Annotated in this window: 19 protein-coding genes; 3 read left to right on the top strand and 16 right to left on the bottom strand. The window is 36.8% G+C overall.

Going from position 1 to position 20,068, the window contains the following annotated elements:
• Positions 1–6: 6 nt before the first annotated feature.
• From pfkA to AC3IS5_RS04730, 6 genes are all read right to left on the bottom strand, one after another.
• A complete protein-coding gene (gene pfkA, locus AC3IS5_RS04755) occupies positions 7–963 on the bottom strand; it encodes a 6-phosphofructokinase (protein WP_489426777.1) in 957 nt (318 codons plus the stop codon).
• 203 nt (positions 964–1,166) lie between these two features.
• A complete protein-coding gene (accA, locus tag AC3IS5_RS04750) occupies positions 1,167–2,120 on the bottom strand; it encodes an acetyl-CoA carboxylase carboxyl transferase subunit alpha (RefSeq protein WP_489426776.1) in 954 nt (317 codons plus the stop codon).
• 2 nt (positions 2,121–2,122) lie between these two features.
• Positions 2,123–2,986, bottom strand: a complete 864-nt coding sequence (gene accD / locus AC3IS5_RS04745; RefSeq protein ID WP_489426775.1) for an acetyl-CoA carboxylase, carboxyltransferase subunit beta — start codon at positions 2,984–2,986, stop codon at positions 2,123–2,125.
• Entirely contained in the window at positions 2,983–3,636 is a 654-nt protein-coding gene (locus AC3IS5_RS04740; protein WP_489426774.1) for a FadR/GntR family transcriptional regulator, read from the bottom strand. Before AC3IS5_RS04740 ends, accD begins: the two co-directional genes overlap by 4 nt.
• Positions 3,637–3,770: 134 nt before the next feature.
• A complete protein-coding gene (gene dnaE / locus AC3IS5_RS04735; RefSeq protein ID WP_489426773.1) occupies positions 3,771–6,863 on the bottom strand; it encodes a DNA polymerase III subunit alpha in 3,093 nt (1,030 codons plus the stop codon).
• 22 nt (positions 6,864–6,885) lie between these two features.
• Positions 6,886–7,827: a DHH family phosphoesterase gene (locus AC3IS5_RS04730; RefSeq protein WP_489426772.1), complete on the bottom strand. Its 942-nt coding sequence runs from the start codon at positions 7,825–7,827 to the stop codon at positions 6,886–6,888.
• A 202-nt stretch (positions 7,828–8,029) separates the two neighbouring features.
• Between AC3IS5_RS04730 and AC3IS5_RS04725 the strand changes: the two genes are divergently transcribed.
• On the top strand, positions 8,030–8,347 hold the full coding sequence (locus AC3IS5_RS04725) for a YtpI family protein (protein ID WP_053416619.1): 318 nt from the start codon (positions 8,030–8,032) through the stop codon (positions 8,345–8,347).
• Between the two features lie 43 nt (positions 8,348–8,390).
• Here AC3IS5_RS04725 and AC3IS5_RS04720 read toward each other — a convergent pair whose 3' ends face one another.
• Both AC3IS5_RS04720 and AC3IS5_RS04715 read right to left on the bottom strand, forming a co-directional pair.
• Entirely contained in the window at positions 8,391–9,701 is a 1,311-nt protein-coding gene (locus tag AC3IS5_RS04720; protein ID WP_489426771.1) for a DRTGG domain-containing protein, read from the bottom strand.
• Between the two features lie 104 nt (positions 9,702–9,805).
• A complete protein-coding gene (locus AC3IS5_RS04715) occupies positions 9,806–10,486 on the bottom strand; it encodes a metal-dependent hydrolase (protein ID WP_489426770.1) in 681 nt (226 codons plus the stop codon).
• Between the two features lie 147 nt (positions 10,487–10,633).
• On the opposite strand from AC3IS5_RS04715, the gene AC3IS5_RS04710 reads away from it, so the two are divergent.
• Positions 10,634–11,722: a M24 family metallopeptidase gene (locus tag AC3IS5_RS04710; protein ID WP_489426769.1), complete on the top strand. Its 1,089-nt coding sequence runs from the start codon at positions 10,634–10,636 to the stop codon at positions 11,720–11,722.
• Positions 11,723–11,807: 85 nt separating this feature from the next.
• Here AC3IS5_RS04710 and ald read toward each other — a convergent pair whose 3' ends face one another.
• On the bottom strand, positions 11,808–12,923 hold the full coding sequence (gene ald, locus AC3IS5_RS04705; RefSeq protein WP_489426768.1) for an alanine dehydrogenase: 1,116 nt from the start codon (positions 12,921–12,923) through the stop codon (positions 11,808–11,810).
• 304 nt (positions 12,924–13,227) lie between these two features.
• On the opposite strand from ald, the gene AC3IS5_RS04700 reads away from it, so the two are divergent.
• Complete coding sequence (locus AC3IS5_RS04700) at positions 13,228–13,683, top strand: universal stress protein (protein WP_489426767.1); 456 nt, start codon at positions 13,228–13,230, stop codon at positions 13,681–13,683.
• Positions 13,684–13,736: 53 nt separating this feature from the next.
• Here the strand turns inward: AC3IS5_RS04700 and AC3IS5_RS04695 are convergent, their stop codons facing one another.
• From AC3IS5_RS04695 to AC3IS5_RS04665, 7 genes are all read right to left on the bottom strand, one after another.
• Entirely contained in the window at positions 13,737–14,672 is a 936-nt protein-coding gene (locus tag AC3IS5_RS04695; RefSeq protein ID WP_489426766.1) for a class I SAM-dependent methyltransferase, read from the bottom strand.
• Positions 14,673–14,746: 74 nt separating this feature from the next.
• A complete protein-coding gene (tpx, locus tag AC3IS5_RS04690) occupies positions 14,747–15,253 on the bottom strand; it encodes a thiol peroxidase (RefSeq protein WP_489426765.1) in 507 nt (168 codons plus the stop codon).
• 24 nt (positions 15,254–15,277) lie between these two features.
• Positions 15,278–15,904 carry an RDD family protein gene (locus AC3IS5_RS04685; RefSeq protein WP_489426764.1) on the bottom strand — a complete coding sequence of 209 codons (627 nt, stop codon included), beginning with the start codon at positions 15,902–15,904 and terminating at the stop codon, positions 15,278–15,280.
• Positions 15,905–15,917: 13 nt separating this feature from the next.
• Positions 15,918–16,940: a signal peptide peptidase SppA gene (gene sppA / locus AC3IS5_RS04680; protein WP_489426763.1), complete on the bottom strand. Its 1,023-nt coding sequence runs from the start codon at positions 16,938–16,940 to the stop codon at positions 15,918–15,920.
• Positions 16,941–17,015: 75 nt separating this feature from the next.
• Positions 17,016–17,912 carry an EamA family transporter RarD gene (rarD, locus tag AC3IS5_RS04675; protein WP_489426762.1) on the bottom strand — a complete coding sequence of 299 codons (897 nt, stop codon included), beginning with the start codon at positions 17,910–17,912 and terminating at the stop codon, positions 17,016–17,018.
• Between the two features lie 142 nt (positions 17,913–18,054).
• Positions 18,055–19,632, bottom strand: a complete 1,578-nt coding sequence (mbcS, locus tag AC3IS5_RS04670; RefSeq protein ID WP_489426761.1) for an acyl-CoA synthetase MbcS — start codon at positions 19,630–19,632, stop codon at positions 18,055–18,057.
• Between the two features lie 177 nt (positions 19,633–19,809).
• Entirely contained in the window at positions 19,810–20,010 is a 201-nt protein-coding gene (locus tag AC3IS5_RS04665) for an alpha/beta-type small acid-soluble spore protein (protein ID WP_038187843.1), read from the bottom strand.
• Between the last annotated feature and the right edge of the window lie 58 nt (positions 20,011–20,068).

Below are 20,068 nucleotides of genomic sequence, written 5' to 3'. Positions count from 1 at the left end.
ATTTAATTAAATCGATAATTCTTTTGATAAAGTGTACATTGACAAGTCTGTATTACGTTCTTTCTTAAATGCCTCTTCTAAGTCATAGTCTACCACCACATGGTTTCTCATGCCAACTGCAAGACCACCACGATTCTCAATTAATAATTCTACTGCTCTCGCAGCGAAAGTACTTGCTAGTACACGGTCACGTGCTGTCGGCGATCCACCACGTTGGATATGACCTAAAACTGAAACTCTTGTTTCAATATTTTTTTCTGAAAGTTTTTTTGCTAAATCACTCGCTGACATAACACCTTCAGCAACTATAATAATACTGTGCTTTTTCCCTCTGTCATAACCTTGTTCTAAACGAGTGACAAGTTCGTCTAAATCATGTTGTACTTCAGGAATTAAAATCGTTTCAGCACCACCAGCAAGACCAGCCCATAAAGCCAAATCACCTGCATCACGACCCATTACTTCAATGATAAATGTACGTTCATGAGATGTTGCTGTATCACGAATTTTATCAATACAATCAATTACAGTATTCAAAGCTGTATCAAAACCTATTGTATAATCTGTTCCTGGAATATCATTATCAATGGTTCCCGGCACACCTACACAAGGGAAACCATGCTTCGTTAATGCCAAAGCCCCTTGATAAGAACCGTCTCCACCGATAACAACTAACCCTTCAATACCATGCTTTTTCAACTGTTCAATCGCTTTGAGTTGTCCTTCTTCTGTTTTGAATTCTAGACAACGTGCAGAATGTAATTTCGTACCCCCACGTTGAATAATATCCCCTACAGAACCGCGATCTAAACTTTCAATTTGTCCATCTATCAGTCCTTGATAGCCATAGTAAATACCTGCAACTTCTAAATCATGATATAAAGCTTTCCTGACAACTGCGCGGACAGCTGCATTCATGCCTGGTGCATCTCCACCACTTGTTAAAACACCAATTTTTTTCATATGATTCATTCCTCCTACAAGCGTCACTATTAAGACATTAACACGAAATAGTATTCAGTGTCAGTATGTGTCGAAAGAAATAGGCTGTTTCATGTATCTAATAAATTGATATCGATACAGATTCAGCCCACCCTTATATTTAATTGTTACTATTCAATGTAGTTATACCCCAATAGCTCAAAATTTATTATAACGATTTGTAACTATTCAGTGTATACTCCAATAGCTCTAAATTTATTATAACGATTTTCAATTAGTTCATCGGCTGGTATATTTTTCAGTTTTTCTATTGAATCACTAAGAACCGTCTTCATATTAAGCGCTTGTTGCACTACATCATTATGCGCTCCACCTAACACTTCAGGAATAATTTCATCTATAATTGCCATTTCCTTTAAGTTCGGTGCAGTAATACGCATAGCTTCTGCAGCTTTTTGTGCTAAAGTCGCATCCTTCCATAAAATCGAAGCAGCTCCTTCTGGTGAAATAACAGACAAAGTCGCATTTTCTAACATGTGAATTTGGTTCGCTACACAAAGAGCAAGTGCACCACCACTACCACCTTCACCTATAACTATACTGATGACTGGAACTTTTAACCCCGCCATTTCAAATAGATTGCGCGCTATAGCTTCACTTTGTCCACGTTGTTCTGCCGCTTTACCAGGATACGCACCTTTTGTATCAATCATACATATAATTGGTCTTGAAAATTTCTCAGCTTGCTTCATTAGGCGTAGAGCCTTTCTATAGCCTTCCGGATGTGGCATACCGAAGTTACGTCGAATATTCTCTTTTGTATCCTTCCCTCTTTGATGGCCAATAATTGTAACTGGTCGGCCTTCAAAAGAGGCAATACCTCCGATAATCGCTTCATCATCACCAAAGTTTCGATCACCATGAAACTCGATAAAATCATCAAAAATAGCATTTATATAATCTTTTGTCGTTGGACGCTCAGGATGTCTAGCAATTTGCACTCGGTCCCAAGGTTGGATATTATCATAAATTTCTTTAGCTAATTTACTAAAACGGTCCTCAAGCTGACTAATTTCTTTCGACATATCAACATCTGCATTAGCAGTGAATTCTTTTAACTCATTAATTTTTTCACGAAGCTGCATAAGAGGTGCTTCGAAAGGTAAGTATTTCACCATTATTATTGCGCCTCCTTTACATGAAGCTTAACAATTGTTGAAACTGTTTTGCGCATATCTTTACGATTTACCACCGCATCTAACTGACCGTGTGCCAATAGAAATTCAGCGGTTTGGAAATCTTCTGGTAATTTTTCACGAACCGTCTGTTCAATAACACGACGCCCCGCAAAGCCAATCAATGCTTTTGGCTCAGCTAAATTGATATCTCCAAGAGAAGCAAAACTTGCAGAAACACCACCAGTTGTCGGATGTGTCATGATTGAAATAAATAAATGGCCTTCTGCACTATGGCGTTGTAAGGCAACACTCGTTTTCGCCATTTGCATAAGAGATAATACGCCTTCTTGCATACGAGCTCCACCGCTCGCTGTGAAAATGATAAATGGTGCATTTAGTTCAGTGGCCTTTTCAATTGCACGGGTGATCTTCTCACCAACTACAGAACCCATTGAGCCCATACGGAAATGTGAATCCATAATCGCTACAACGATTTGTTCGCCATCTAACTCACCGACACCTGTTAATACCGCTTCATTTAATCCTGTTTTCTTTATATCTGATTGAATCTTTTCTATATAGCTAGGAAACTCTAATGGATTAATAGAAACTAAGTGATCATCCAATGATTTAAATGTACCTTCATCAAAGAAAATTTCAACACGCTCTTGTGCTGTCATTTTGTAATGATGGTCACACTTTGAACAAACTTTTAATCCTTTCATTAAATCCTTTGTTAACTCCACATGACGACAATCAGGACATTTTGTCATGATTCCTTCTGGTACATCATGTTCTTCACGCTTTATAGAAATACGCGCTTTATTTTTAATTTTATTGGTTTTAAATAAATCTTTTATACTCATAAAATATCTCTCCCCTTATGTAGCAACTCGGTCCATTTATCAAACCAGCTTATTGCTTCAGCAGTATTTCCTATCATTAATTCACTAATAAATGCTTGTAACATAGGCTGTTCATGCTCGGTAGAAAGTCCACTATACATCTCTTTTCCATATTGCTTTAACAGAATCCAAATTTTCAGTACAAGGCGATTTTCTGATGCGATAACGATTTCTCGCATAACATCTTCGCGCGCAATTACACCTTCAGTTTCAAGATTACGCCACAAACTTTCCCATACTGGTAACTTTCGTAATGTTTCATTAGAAGACACGATACGAATTGCATCACGTTCAAGAATTTTTCGTGTTTCATTCACATTTTCTAAATCTGTTCCTTCTTGCAAAATGAAGGTAGACAATACTTCTACTAGTTTATGATTTCGAAAATCGGTTAAGAATGTTCCTTCGCCTCTACGCGTTTCAATGAGTCCAAGTAGCTCTAAACTGCGTAGTGCTTCTCTTACAGATGACCTGCCAACATTCAAACGCTCAGCTAGTACACGCTCTGATGGGATTTTACCACCTGCCGGAATATTTTCATCACGTATTAAAGCTCGTAGCTCACTGACAATTTGGATAAACATTTTAGAAGTTGGTTTTTCTGCACTCATCGAATTTCTCCTTGGACAATATAAGTTTGAAAAAGTGGTCTGACCACTTTTGATAATAGCATACATAAAATCTTTCGAAGAGTAAAGTAAAAATAAAAAACTGTGCGAATATCACACAGTTTTAGTCGTTTAATCTATTTTTCAGTTAGTTCCGTTATTAATTTCTTTACAATCATCTGTGCCTTACCGTTACGTAGCTCTACAAAACCTTCTGCCAAAACAATCTGTTCCTCTTGTAACCATTCTTGAATATGGATATATTCACGGGGAAAGATAGTTATTGAAAGCATTCCAGATTCATCTTCAAGGTCAATAAACGCCATTTGTTCGCCTTTTTTCGTACGAATTTGCTTTATCCCTGAAACGATACCGAGCATTTTCGCATATTTTCGACCTTGAATTTGTAAAATATCCGCAGCAGACATTGAATCTAGTTGCAACTCTTTCTTTAATTTCAAAATTGGATGCTCTGACATATAAAGTCCAAGGACCTCTTTTTCATATTGCAACAATAGCTTTTCTGGCATCAAGCTTGCGTCTGCATATTTGGGTTTTCCGAATAAAAAATCGCCATCACTTAATAAACTCTCTTCATCATTTGGTCGATATAAATTCGCATGCTTGACCACTGCTTCAATAGAAGCTAAAAGTTGCCCACGATCTCTACCAAAGTCATCCAGCGCTCCAGCCTTTATTAATGGTTCCAATGCTTTTCTAGTGAAATGAACGCCTGTCATATCAAGCGCAAAATCAAATAAATCAGCCCAGTTAGAATGACCATTTTTACGTAAGCTTAAAAGTTTTGTTAAAAATGATTGTGGTACACCTTTTATTGCAGAGAGCGCAAAACGAATAGCACCATTCTCCACTCGGAATGTGCGACCGCTATGATGAATAGACGGTGGCAATACGGTTATTCCTTTTTGTTTAACCTCTTGCAATAAGCGCATAAGACGATCTTGATTTCCTATGGTACTTGTCAAAAGTGCAGCGTAAAAATACGCAGGAAAATTCGCTTTTAAATACGCCATATGATAAGAAATGACACTATATGCGACTGCATGACTTTTTGGGAAACCGTAATTTGCAAAGCGAACAATTAAATCGTAAACTTCCACCGCTACTTGCTCAGTAAACCCCTTTGCTAAAGAGTTCTTCACGAAATGTTGTTGTTCGGCATCTAATATTTCCTTTTTCTTTTTACTAACTGCTCGACGTAAAATATCTGCTTCACCCATCGTAAATCCTGCCATCACTGAAGCAATTTGCATGATTTGTTCCTGATATACAATGACACCATACGTCTCTCTTAAAATAGGTTCAAGTACTGGATGTGGCATGATTACAGCTTCCCCACCGTGCTTCCTTTTACTATAAACAGGAATAAAATCCATTGGACCTGGACGATACAGTGCATTGACTGCCACGATATCCTGAAAAACAGTTGGCCTTATGTCACGTAATGCTTGGCGCATACCATCGGATTCTAATTGGAAAACACCTGTTGTATCGCCTTGTTGCAACAACTTGAAAGTCGAGGGATCATGTAATGGAATTTTTTCGAAATCAAGAAACTTCTTTGTATCATAATAAATCATTGAACGGATACGCTCTAAGATGGTTAAATTACGCAGACCAAGGAAATCCATTTTTAACAAGCCGATGGATTCTACTTCTTGCATCGGCCACTGTGTTATATAGAGCCCTTCGTTACCCGGCTCAATAGGGACGATATTTACTAAAGGTTCTGGAGAAAGTACCACACCCGCTGCATGCGTTGATGCATTTCGAGGCAGTCCCTCTAAATTTAATGCAACTTCAATCCATTTTTGGCGTATATCTGAAGCTGCAATCCAATCACGTAATGATGCAGAAGCTGCTAAGGCTTCTCTTAAAGTAATACCTACCTTATTAGGAATAAGCGAGGAAATAGTCGTCATCTCTTCACTTGTGAAGCCGAATACACGTGCTACATCTCTAGCAACCGCTTTAGCAGATAGCGTACCGAATGTAATGATTTGTGATGTATATGTTTTTCCATATTTATCAGCAACATATTGAATCACTTCCTGCCGACGATGATCTGCAAAGTCAACGTCAATATCTGGCATGGTGATTCGCTCTGGATTTAAGAAACGTTCGAATAATAAACCATATTGTAATGGATCCACATCTGTAATTCGTAATGTATAGGCAACAAGTGAACTCGCTGACGAACCACGACCTGGCCCCGTTAAAATTTGCTTACTTTTCGCGTATTGAATATAATCCGAAACGATTAAAAAGTAATCTGCATAGCCCATTTCTTGAATGATTCCTAATTCATAATGCAGTCTCTCTATATAATCTGCATTGGCATTTGGTACCCGCTCTTGTAATCCTCTTAAGCTATTTGCTTCAAGTAATGAAAAAGCTGTTTCACTTTTTGGCGTTGGGAACTTAGGCATCAAAAATTTGTCGAATGCTAGATCAACCTGACAACTAAGTAACATTTCCTCAGCCGACAAAAGCCACTCAGGATAATCTGCAAACCAATCCTGCCATTGGCTGTTATTAGGTACATACTGTTGACGCTCACGTGCGGTTAATTGATCACTAATGTTCATCTTCATCCCTTTTTCAATAGCTTTAGCTACTTCAAAAGAAAAAGCATGTTCTTCACGCATAAAAGTACATAGATGAGTCGCACAAATAGGTAATTCTTGTTCGTGGCAATAGCTAATAATGTTCTGTTCTATATCAGACTTCAAACCACCAGGTCTGTCAATCCCAACATATAATCTACCTTTACCAAAAATAGCTTTTAGTGCTTGTACATCTTCAAATGAACCTTCATCTATCCAGTCCGGTGAAGTGATAGGTATCATCAATATACAACCCTCTTGATACCCTTCAAGCCAGCGTAATGGTAATACTTCTCCCTCACGAATAGACATAGCTGAAGTTACTTTCAGCAAATGTTGATAACCTTGCTGTGTAGCCGCATATAAAACGACTGATCTTACTTGCTGTTCGCCAAATTGCACACGAACGGTTAAACCAATAACGGGATGAATCTCGGCTTTTTTTAATGCACGCCAAAAAGGCAACAAGCCGTACAATTTGGAATTGACGATTGCTGCTGCCTTCGCATGTTCTTGCTGTAAGAAAGAAATGAGCTCATCAATGCGAATCGTACTTTTTAACATATCCGCAGCCGTCACAATTTGTGGATATACATTTTGCAACTTCATCTCTTCCTTTCGATAGTTAGTATTTTGCACAAAGCTCTTTTAATTTCGAGATAACCTCTTCTGATTCTTCCCATTTATAAATAGTTGCACCAGATGCCATTGGGTGGCCTCCACCATTATATTGTTTTGCAAGAGTATTAATAATTGGTCCTTTTGAACGTAAGCGAACACGAATTTGATCTGCCTCTTCAACAAAAATCACCCACGCCTTAATCCCTTTAACATTACCTAATGATCCTACTAAAAGAGAAGTATCGGAAGCAGTCACGCCAAATTGCTCTAAAACTTCAATTGTTAATTTAATATAAGCTGCTCCATTATCATCCATTACGAAATTTTGGAATATATAACCTTGCATCTGCAGCAATTCTCGGCTCAATTCATACATACCATCAAATAATTCTGTACGATCAAAATTATATTTGATTAGTTCTCCAACAGTATTAAATGTCGTTTCTGTTGTACTCGGATAGATAAAGCGTCCAGTATCACCAACGATTCCCGCAAATAAGAAACGAGCCGCTTTACTGTCCATTTTCCAATCCGCTACTTTTCTACCCTCTGTGAATAGATCATAGATCATTTCACTACAAGAGCTTGCATTTGTGTTGACCCAAAGCATATCACCATATGCATCATCATTTGGATGATGGTCTATTTTAATTAAAAACTTCCCTTGTTTGTAGCGTTGATCGTCGACACGCTCTGTATTAGCTGTGTCAGTAACAATGACAAGAGCATTTTCAAACTCATCATCAGCAACTACTTGAGGTTCTCCAAGAAATGAAAGTGATTCTTCATGCTCACCTGTTGTATATACTGTTTTTTCCGGATATGTCGCTTGTAAAATAGCTTGTAGACCCATTTGTGAACCGTAAGCATCTGGATCTGGTCTAACATGACGATGAATAATAATTGTTTCATATTGTTTAATTGTGTCAATAATTTGTCGTTTCATTATGATTCTCCTTTAAATGATTGTGAACCCCTTAATGCCGACTATACAAAGGCTAGCATACTAGATTATATCAAAGGATATCTACTGAAAGATTTAACCTCTTTTAGTATCTATATAAACATATTCCCTTTGTTTTTCTACTCGCTTTTTCCTGTATTTATCGTTAAACTAGAATCAGCTTTGCTTTTATAGGAGGAACACCATGTCTAATATTTTGAATGTTGTTCTAGCAATTTTAATTGCTATTACAGTTGTTTTTTATTTTTACCTTAAAACAAAACAATTCCGTTCTGATTTACCTATTCGCAAAAAATGGTATTCGAGTCGTGCTGGTGTAGCTTTAGGTGGCTTATTAGTTATTTTTGGTATCAACCAAATAATTATGTACCACACCACTTTAACGTATATTGTATGTGCAGTTTTAATTCTTTTCGGCCTATTTACTGCATTTAATTATAATAAACGAGTTCGCCACTATGGACAATTTGTTGAAGAAGAATATCGTTTGAATAAAAAGTGATGCACAGTACTGTGCATCACTTTTTTTGTCGAATTTAATACATTTAGCGCTCTAATAATTGGAAGGTCATCATCGCTTTACCAACTAATATAGCTTCACTATAAACTTCGAAATCCATTTTCACAAATTTACGACTCATATCCAAAATGCGTGGTTTTACGACTAATGATGTCTCCATTTGTACCGGTTTCATATGATAAATTGTCATATTCTCTACTACACTTTCACCGCGTTTGAATTTTTTAAGTGCACTAGAGCCCGCTTCTACTAGTAACGTAGTAAATGCACCATATGAAATGGCACCAAATTGGTTTGTCATTTGAGGTGTTACGGTAAACTCCACTGTAGTTTCCTCATCGCCTCGCGCCATTTTAATTTCGTTTTTTACTAGGTCATCTATTGTTTCTCCATGTTGGGGCTGCCTTTGCGCCATTTGTAATGCTTTTAAGACATCCTGACGGCTAATCACACCTTGTAACAATCCATGATCATCGACTACTGGTAGTAAATCAATGCCTTCCCAGATCATACGATGCCCTGCCGTTGCTACACTTGTTTTCATTGACACTGTAATAGGGTTACGTGTCATTAATCGATCTATAGGATCATCATCTTGTTTACCAATCACATCACGAGATGTCACGATTCCAACAATTTTATGATGCTTATCCACTACTGGGAAACCCCCATGAGTCGTTGAGGCATTTAATAAATGGTACTCGCGAACCGTATCCGTCGACTTTAAGAAAGCAGTATCTTTCATAGAGACAAATATATCTTCAATTAATAAAATTTCTTTTTTAATCAGTTGGTCATAAATAGCACGGTTAATCATCGTTGCTACAGTAAAAGTATCGTAGCTTGTCGAAATAATTGGTAGCTCTAACTGGTCAGCGAGCTTCTTTGTTTCTTCCGCCGCATCAAAGCCACCTGTTATTAAAACAGCCGCTCCTTCTTTTAGAGCATTTTCATGCGTACGACCGCGGTTTCCAACAATTAAAAGACAACCTGCATCGGTATATCGCATCATGTCCTCAAGCTTCATAGCACCTATGACAAATTTCGTCAGTGTTTTATGCAAGCCGTCTTTACCACCTAGCACTTGTCCATCCACTATATTAACGATTTCAGCAAAAGTAAGTCTTTCAATATTCTCTTTTTTCTTCTTCTCAATTCGAATCGTTCCAACACGCTCAATCGTGCTTACGAGTCTTCTTGTTTCTGCCTCTTTAATTGCACGATAAGCAGTCCCTTCACTCACGGAAATATCCTTTGCGATTTGTCGCACAGAAATTTTATCCCCTACAGGAAGTGATTCTATATATTGAAGAATTTTCTCATGTTTTGTAGCCATAAAATCACCTATTTTCCAACATCATTGTTGCTTAAGTGTACCACATTCTGGTCATATTCATTAGTTGAAAAACCAATAAAGACATATTCTTTCAGGTTTTTTAATTAAATCTCCAGTTCTTCTCCCGGATTCAATACCTTCACTTCAGTAATCGACACCATTTCAGCAAAGTTTTGCGGATCCTGTTCGATAAGCGGGAATGTATTATAATGCACAGGAACTACAACTTTCGGTTTCAAAAAAGATACCGCACACGCTGCATCCTCAGGTCCCATTGTAAAGTTATCTCCAATTGGCAAAAACGCTACGTCAATTGGATGGCGCTCACCTATTAATTTCATATCGCTAAATAACGCTGTATCACCTGCATGATAAACCGTCTTACCCTCTGCAAAAAATAAAATTCCAGATGGCATACCTGTATAAATAATTTCACGATTCTCTGTTGTATAGGAAGAGCCGTGGAATGCTTGTGTTAATTTAACTTTGCCAAAATCAAATACATGAGAGCCCCCTATATGTAGTGGATGGGTTCTAACCCCTTGCCAGGACAAATAATTCGCTAGCTCATCAGGTGCCACTACTAAAGCATCAGCCGCTTTTGCAATCTCCACCGTATCCCCGACATGGTCATTATGTCCATGCGTCAATAAAATCACATCCGGCTTTTGGTCTTCCACTTTTAAATCTGTTAATTTGTTACCATTGATAAAAGGATCGATTAAAACCGTATAACCATTCACCTGAATTTTCACAATTGAATGCCCGTGATATGAAACTTTCATAATTAAATCCTCCCAATATTTAGACTTATTAGAAAATATTCGTTATTAATATGTTTTCTCCTTCTTTTTTGGTATTCTAATACTATAGTACCTTAGGCGCTCGCTCGTTTAGCCACGGACTATTAATCAATCCAAGGGGGATTAATAATGAGTAAATTACAAACTATTTCAAACTATTTAAAAGAACAAAGTATTGACGCAGCATTTGTGACAACACCTGATAATGTGTTTTATGTATCTGGATTTAAAAGTAATCCACACGAAAGACTACTTGGAGTAATGATTTTCCAAGATACTGAACCATTTTTAATTTGCCCTAAAATGGAGGTTCCGGATGCTAAAGCTTCAGGCTGGTCACATGAAGTAGTTGGTCACGAAGACACTGAGAATGCATGGGCACTATTACATCAAACAGCAGAAGCACGTGGACTTTCATTACAAAATATAGCAATCGAAAAATCACATTTAACTGTTGAGCGTTTAGAAGCTCTTAATGACTTCTTCCCTGCTACAAAATTTGTTGGCATTGACGACAAATTAAATAACATGCGTTTAGTGAAATCAGAAGAAGAACTTGAAAACTTGCGACAAGCAGCTGCTCTAGCGGATTATGCTATAGAAGTAGGTTGCAGTGAAATTGCTGAAGGTAAAACTGAACTTGAAATATTATCTGCCATTGAACTAGCTATGAAGAAAAAAGGCGTATATATGTCTTTCGACACAATGGTTCTAAGTGGTAAGAATTCTGCTTCTCCACACGGCAATCCGGGTGAACGTAAAATTGAAAAAGGTGATTTCGTCTTATTTGATCTTGGTGTTGTCTATAACGGCTATTGCTCAGATATCACACGTACAGTGTCATTTGGTGAGCCAACATCCGCTCAAAAAGAAATTTATGAAGCTGTTCGCAACGCCAACGAATCTGCTATTGCAGCTGTTAAACCTGGCGTTCGCGCGATGGATTTAGATAAGATTTCTCGTGACGTTATTACTGATGCTGGATACGGTGAATATTTCACACATCGTCTAGGTCACGGTTTAGGCATTTCTTTACATGAATTCCCTTCTATTCACGGAGCAAACGAAATGGCCCTTCAAGAAGGAATGGTATTTACAATCGAACCTGGCATTTACAAAGGGGATGTTACTGGCGTTCGTATCGAAGACGACGTATATGTAACAAAAGATGGCGTGGAAGTTCTAACGAAATATCCAAAAGAATTAATCATCCTTTAATAACAGTAAGGACTACTCTTCTATCGAATAGTCCTTTTTTATATAAAAGTCACTTAGTAAAATTACTAAGTGACTTTTACTATTATTATCTTAATAATGTATTTGCATCTACATAAGGATGGTTTAATGCTTCTGCAACAGCTGCAAAAGTGACATGACCATCTAGCGTATTTAAACCTTTTTTCAATGCTTCATTGTCTAAGCAAGCTTGTTGATAGCCTTTGTTAGCAATTTGCAAAGCATAAGGAACAGTGTTGTTTGTAAGTGCCATTGTTGAAGTACGTGGCACAGCTCCTGGCATATTTGCTACTGCATAATGTACTACTCCGTGTTTCACATAAGTAGGATTATCATGGGTAGTTATACGATCTGAAGTTTCGAAAATACCACCTTGGTCAATCGCAATATCAACTACTACAGAACCAGGAGACATCGATTTGATCATTTCTTCAGTTACAAGCTTAGGTGCTTTTGCACCTGGAATAAGTACTGCTCCAATTACTAAATCTGAATCTTTAACAGACTCAGCAATATTGAATGGGTTTGAAATAAGAGTTTGAACATCACGGCCAAATTGGTCATCTAATACGCGTAAACGTTCTGGGCTTAGGTCGATAATTGTTACATCAGCACCCATACCAATAGCAATTTGTGCTGCGTTTGCACCAGCCATTCCTCCACCAATAATAGTAACTTTACCACGTGTTACTCCTGGTACACCACCTAGAAGAATACCTTTACCGCCCTCCATTTTCTCAAGATACTGAGCACCGATTTGAGTTGCCATACGTCCTGCAACTTCACTCATCGGTGTTAATAAAGGCAATGATCTATTTGGAAGTTGCACTGTTTCATAAGCAATCCCTACAACTTTTTTATCAAGCAATGCTTGTGTTAATTCTGCTTCTGGTGCTAAGTGTAAATAAGTAAACAGAATAAGTCCTTCATGGAAATAACCATATTCAGATGCGACTGGTTCCTTTACCTTCATAACCATTTCTTGAGACCAAGCTTCTTCTGCTGTTCCTACAATATGTGCCCCAGCAGCTACGTAATCTTCATCTCCAAAACCAGACCCTAGACCGGCTCCCTTTTCGATGAATACTTCATGTCCGAAAACTGTTAAGTTGACCACTCCAGCAGGTGTCATAGCAACACGGTTTTCATTGTTTTTAATCTCTTTTGGAATACCAATCTTCATAATCCATCCTCCTAATTGTGAAAAGCTATTAACTCTTGTTGTATTTATACAATGAACAAGTAACTCTATTTAAAACATGTTTATTTTAACAGATTTTAACACTCATTTGTGTATAAATTTAGAAAATTATATTTTTTTATAATTCCATCAATATAAGTCTTTTAAAAAATCCAATAGTAAACATAGATTTTCAATTAATTTTCACACTTTTATTGGAAAACCTTCACAATAACTTCAATATTATGGTGTTTATTTGTTTCTATTGAATGGTATAATAATATTAAATATAAAGGAGGAATTACATATGACATTATCTTATAACAATATCATCGTGGCTGTAGACGGTTCTGCTGAAGCAAAATGGGCATTCCAAAAAGCTGTCGGAATTGCTAAACGTAACAACGCAACGTTAAATTTAGTAAATGTAATCGACACTCGTTCATTTGCTGCTGTTGAAGCATATGACCGTTCAATTGCTGAACGTGCTCAAACTTTTGCTCAAGAGTTGCTAGCTGGCTATAAAAAAGATGCTGAAACAGCTGGTGTAGAAAATGTTAAAGTTTTAATCGAATACGGTTCCCCAAAAACAATTATTACAAAAGAAATTTCTAAAAAATACGAAGTAGATTTAATCATCTGTGGTGCAACTGGTTTAAACGCTGTAGAACGCTTCCTAATCGGTAGTGTTTCTGAAAACATCGTTCGCTCTGCTAAATGTGATGTACTTGTAGTACGTACACCAGAATCTGATGCTAAATAATTTTTAAATAAAAAGAGGCTCCTAATTATCCTTAGGGCCTCTTTTTTTACGTATTATTTCTGTTCTTTTTTCCAAATTTGTACTTTTGTAAAGAACATTTCTAACGCTTGCTTATTCGTCATGCTTGGTACTTTAGCAAGTAATACTTCCTTCACTGGTTTTCCATCAGCACTTTTCTTTTGTAAGATAAATAGACTCTTCGAATGTGCTTTATTTGAAAAAAGTGAACTCGGTAATTGAATTACTGCTTGAATCCATGCTGTTTTTTGTAAATATTTATACAAACCTTGTGCTTGTTCTGATTCAAAAATATTCTCTGGTACTAAGAAGAATAAATAACCGCCATCCTTCGAATATTTCAACGACTGCTCGATAAATAAGTGATGCGCATATGTCATGCCTTCAGTAGCCTTTAATTCAAATTCTTTTGCTACTTCATCATTTGGATAATACCCTACTGGTAAATCACAGACTACTGCATCAACCGGATCAATCATTAAATTTTGCAATGCGTCTTGACGGAAAAGTGAAACTGGCTGCTCTGTTAAATCAGCAGCTGCGGCCGCTAATTGAATTAGTAGCTCATCAATCTCTACTCCAACCCCATCTACTCGGTCTTGTAGTAAATTCATCACGGTTAATAGCAAATTCCCCGTACCAACTGCTGGATCAAGAAGTTTGATTTTAGTGCCATCCTTCTCTTTACTATCCATAAATTGTTCCACGAAATAACCAACTAATAACCCCAATGCATCTGGAGTCATTTGGTGATTAGGTTGTGCGTTTTCACGCATTCCTTTTAAAATAGAAAGTTGAATTGCCTTACGAATATCTTCTTTTGAGGCCACTTTACCAGCCGGTACATTATCGCCATCTAACCATGCATTCAACACTTCTAAAACACTATCTAAATAGGATAATTCTTGTTCTTTCTCTATTTTCTGAGCATTGTCATTAATAAAAGAAAAGAGTTTTTCAATTGTTTCCATATATACTCCTTCAAACGTGAAACCCACTCATAAAAGGCAGAGTGGGTTTCATGTTGTTTTAATCATTAGAATTCTTATTTTACTAGTTCTTTAACAGCTGCTAATGCACCTTCATAATCGGGGTGGTTTGTACCTTCTGATACATATTCTGCATAAACAACTTTTCCAGCTTGGTCTACAACGAAAACAGAACGCGCTAATAAGCGAAGTTCTTTCATGTGTACACCATAAGAATCACCGAATGACATATTACGGTGATCTGATAATGTATAAACATTTTCGATACCGTTCGCACCGCACCAGCGTTTTAGAGCGAATGGTAAGTCACATGAAATTGTTAAAATGGCAACGTCTTCACCTAACTCAGAAGCAGCTTCATTGAAACGACGTGTTTGTGCATCACATACACCTGTGTCAATTGAAGGTACTACACTTATTAGACGAATTTTACCTTCATAATCTTGTAATGTTCTTTCAGAAAGATCTGGAGCTAGCACTGTAAAACCAGGTGCTTGATCACCTACTTTTACTTCGTTACCTACTAATGTTACAGGGTTATTTTTAAATGTTACTTGTACCATTTCAACGCCTCCTTGTATTTAATCTTACTCGAATCTTTTAGGCTCTTGCAACTGAGAAACCTCAGAATCGACTGCTTCTTTATCAACTGATAGATTTTCCTCTTCTTTTGACTCAGCAACAGTAGGCTCTTGATGTTCTACTCGTACCATCTTATCATGTTTTTCATAAGTATTTTCATGAACTACAATTGTATCTGCAATATAATCATGTAAACCCTTTTTATTTGGTGTAAAAGCTACCATCCAATAGATGACTGGTAAAGTAGCAGAAAAGAATCGCCCAATCCATTCTCGGAAAATTACCGTACCCCACTTTAGCTTTTGCTCTTTTACATGAACCACTTTCAGTCCAAAGACCATTTTCCCTACCGTCTGATTCCAAAACTTTGTCATAATAACAAAATATAAATAGAAAATAACACTAGAAACAATTGTTACCGGCGCATACCATGGCGCATTATCAGTATTGATTCCAAGTATAGTCACAATCGGATTCATTGTTAAGCCAGAAATTGCACTAATGATAGCTAAATCCAATAAATAAGCCCAAAACCTTACCCAAAATCCTGCTGGTTTTAACTGATATTGTTCTATTTTTCTAACCTGTACCGGCTCTTGACTAATCGTGTGTACCTCAACAAATTCCGTCAATTTTCATCGCCCCTTACTCATCACCGTACATATACATCATACGCGGTGCAGAATTGTAGTTAGAAAGAATTTTACTAATTGCTTGTGTTTCAGCAGAAGCGCCAAATAGATTATTCATTTTCACAGAGAATAGTGAAGTCCAATCTTCTGAAGTAGCATATTCAAAAACTTCAGCACCTTCTAGTTTATGATCCTTTTTCATCGCTTCAATCGTATCTTCTGCATAGCCAATTTCATCAGCTAAGCCAGCTTTAATAGCCTGTGTACCATTTAAAACTCGACCATCAGCAACTTTCTTAACATCTTTTTCACTCATGCCACGACCATCTTCAATAACATCAACGAAACGTTCATAAGAATCATTAATCATTTCTTGTAACATAGCACGCTCATCAGACGTCATTTCACGTGTAGCACTCATAATATCTTTGTACTTACCTGTTTTGATTGTTTGAAATTCAATTCCGTATTTTTCTGCTAATTTACCGTAATTTAAGCCTTGCATGATTACACCAATTGATCCGGTCATCGTCTCTTCATCTAAAAAGATTTTATCAGCTGGTGCTGAAATATAATAACCACCTGAAGCAGCCATTGATCCCATAGATACATACAATGGAATTTTTCGTTTCTCTTGAAGTTCTTTAATCTTGTCATAAATTTGTTTCGATTCAATAACAGTACCACCTGGTGAGTTCACTTTTAAAACTACACCTTTAACAGTTTTATCATCTATAATCGACTCTAATTGATTCATAAAAAACTGATGGTTATAGCTTGCAGCTCCACCTAGTAATGAACCAGAACCTCCATTATCTTGAATTGTACCGTTTACGGATAAAACAGCAATTCGTTTATTTAAGTCACCTGATTCGATTGGGAGTTCACTGTATGTAGTGCCACCAGACATATTAAGTACGTTATCGAAGTTTGATGTAAAATCCGTCGTTGCAATCTTTAATACTGTATTTACACCAATTGAAGCAACTAATAATAAAGCAGCTGCTCCTAAAGCGATCCACCTTTTTGTATTCATCTTCTCTTTTCCTCCTTTTACCTTCTTTTAACTTACGAACCAAACTGCTAAATGTTTCGATTTTTTTCCAAATTACTAATTTTTAGATTTTCTAACTTCTATAATTTTAGTAATTGAAAATAATATTAATGCAACCCAAATGAATGAAAATGATAATAAATCTATTCCACTAAATGATTCCCCATAAACAATCACACCTAAAAATAACATTATTGTTGGTGATACATATTGGATAAATCCAACTAAATATAATGGAATCTTCTGCGCTCCAGTAGCAAATAATATTAATGGCACGGCAGTTACGATACCCGTTCCTATAATAAGTACGTCTGTTTTCATATCAGTATGTAAAAATGAAATATTTCCGTGGAAATAAACATAAACATAATATGCCACGGCAACAGGTAATATAAAGAATGTCTCTAAAACTAGTCCTCTTGTAGCATCTACTAGTACTTTCTTTTTCAGTAAACCATACACACCAAATGTCAATGCTAAACCGAATGACAGCCATGGAATCTGACCGTATGAAATAACTAATATTAAAACGCCAATTGCGGCAAATATGAAAGACATGACTTGTGCTTTAGATAGTTTTTCTTTTAAAAAGAATATCCCTAATAAGACAGATACTAACGGATTCATATAGTAACCTAAGCTTGACTCAACTATATGATTATTATTAACAGCCCATATGTATAAAAACCAATTGAGTGAAATTAAATAAGCCGCAGTAACGAGTAACCAAAATGATTTTGGATGCTGCCATAACTGTTTCAAATCCACTAATAACATTTTTCCTTGCTTCATGATACACACAAATATTAACGTTAAAATAAATGACCAAATTACTCGTCCCGCTAAAACCTCTTCGCTTGCAACATGCTGTAATCCTTTCCAATAAAGTGGAAATATACCCCATATTATATAAGCTCCTAGGGCAGAAAGTATACCTTTCTTTTCTTCCTGCATAGTAACACCTCATTCTATATTCAATTTATAGATTACCGCTATAATTATATGGCTTTAGTGTATGAAAGTAAACGTAACATAAAAAAGAAGGCCTAATCCTCTGCTATATCGCAGTGACTATAGACCTTCTATTTTACTACCATTATGCTTTATTTAATTCTAGATTCCTTAATTCAACACGACGGATTTTACCCGAAGTTGTTTTCGGTAATTCATCTATAAACTCAATCGCTCTCGGATATTTATAAGGAGCTGTTAGCTGTTTCACATGGTCTTGTAACTCTTGAATAAGCGTAGTTGAAACATTATCTTCTTTATTTTTTAGGACGACAAATGCTTTTACGATATTACCGCGAATCTCATCTGGACTTGCAATCACCGCGCATTCTTGTACTGCAGGGTGTTTTACTAAAGCATCCTCTACTTCAAATGGTCCAATTGTATATCCTGAACTTATAATAATATCGTCAGAACGACCTTCAAACCAGAAGTATCCATCTTCATCCTTTTTAGCTTGATCTCCTGTAATGTAATAATCACCACGGAATTGCATGCTCGTTCTTTCCGGATCTTTTAAATACTCTTTAAAAAGGGCAGGCGTTGATACATGCACAGCGATATCACCAACTTCTCCAGCCTGGCATGGTTTACCATATTCATCAACAACATCAACGATATTACCTGGTGTTGGTTTCCCCATTGAACCTGGTCTTGCTTCCATACCTTTCATCGTGCCAACTAATAATGTATTTTCTGTTTGCCCATAGCCATCACGAACTTCTAAGGCAAATATTCTGGCAAACACATCTATTACCTCACGATTTAACGGTTCACCTGCAGAAACAGCACTGTGTAATGCAGATAGATTATATTCTCCTAAACCGTCTACTTTTGCCATAATACGATATTCTGTTGGCGTACAGCATAATGCATTTACTTTATATTTTTCTAATAATTGCAGGTATTTTGTTGCTTCGAATTTGCCATTATAAACAAAACCAGTAGCTCCACTTCCCAATACCGATAGAAACGGGCTCCAAATCCATTTTTGCCAACCAGGACTTGCCGTTGCCCATACTAGATCACCATCTTCAATACCAAGCCAATGAGCTGCTGCTGTTTTTAAATGTGCATAAGCCCAACCGTGCGTATGAACAACACCTTTAGGGTTCCCCGTTGTACCACTTGTATATGATAAAAACGCCATATCTGTATTTTTTGTCGGTGCCATTTCAAATTGTTCAGATGTAGTTTCTGCTTCTTGAATAAGTTCAATCCAAGGTTTATGTGCTTTGCCAATAACAAAAAGTTTTAAGCCTTCTAAATGTTTCACTTCATCAAATTGTTCAATATATGGCTCATAAGAAATGATGGCTTTAGCTTCACTATGTACAAGGCGATAATCGATATCCTTTGCACGTAACATTTCAGAACTAGGAATGACAACTAATCCTGCTTTCAGTGCAGCCACATAAGTAACATATGCTTCGATTAAGCGAGGCACCATAATAAGGATTACATCACCTTTTTTTAAGCCATGGTTAGTAAATACATTCGCCACTTTATTTGCCTTTTTTATTAAGCCAGCATAAGTGATTTCATCTGTATTACCGTTTTCATTTTCATAAACAATGGCTTTTCTTGTCTCATCATGTATATACTTTTCAAATTCCTCAACTAAATTATAGTCTTCTGGCGCAAGTAAATCTTCGCGTTTCATGAAAAATTCCCCCTTAAGTTGCTCATAATAAGAACATTTCTATTATACAGAAAATTCAAACTTTACACAACTCGAATGTATTATCAAGTATTAGTACTAGGTAATAAAAATATCACAAAAAGAAGCCGATGACAAATCTGCCACCGGCTTCTCCTTTAGGTTACATAATCATTTTGATTATTTGTTGTAACCTTTTAATTGTTGTTCAGCCATTTGCACTAATCGCTTAGTGATTTCTCCGCCAACGGAACCGTTAGCACGCGATGATGCGTCTGGACCAAGTTGCACTCCGAATTCTTGTGCGATTTCGTATTTCATTTGGTCGATCGCTTGTTTAGCACCTGCTACTTCAAGTGGATTTGAATTTGAATTTGCCATGTGTATCACCTCCTTGTGAATATAGAATGCGCTGAAGGAGGGATTTCATACGAGCAAA

Source organism: Viridibacillus sp. KH_047, from assembly GCF_057838945.1.
The sequence above is the reverse complement of the archived record's forward strand: the minus strand, read 5'-3'. Positions and strand labels throughout refer to the sequence as shown.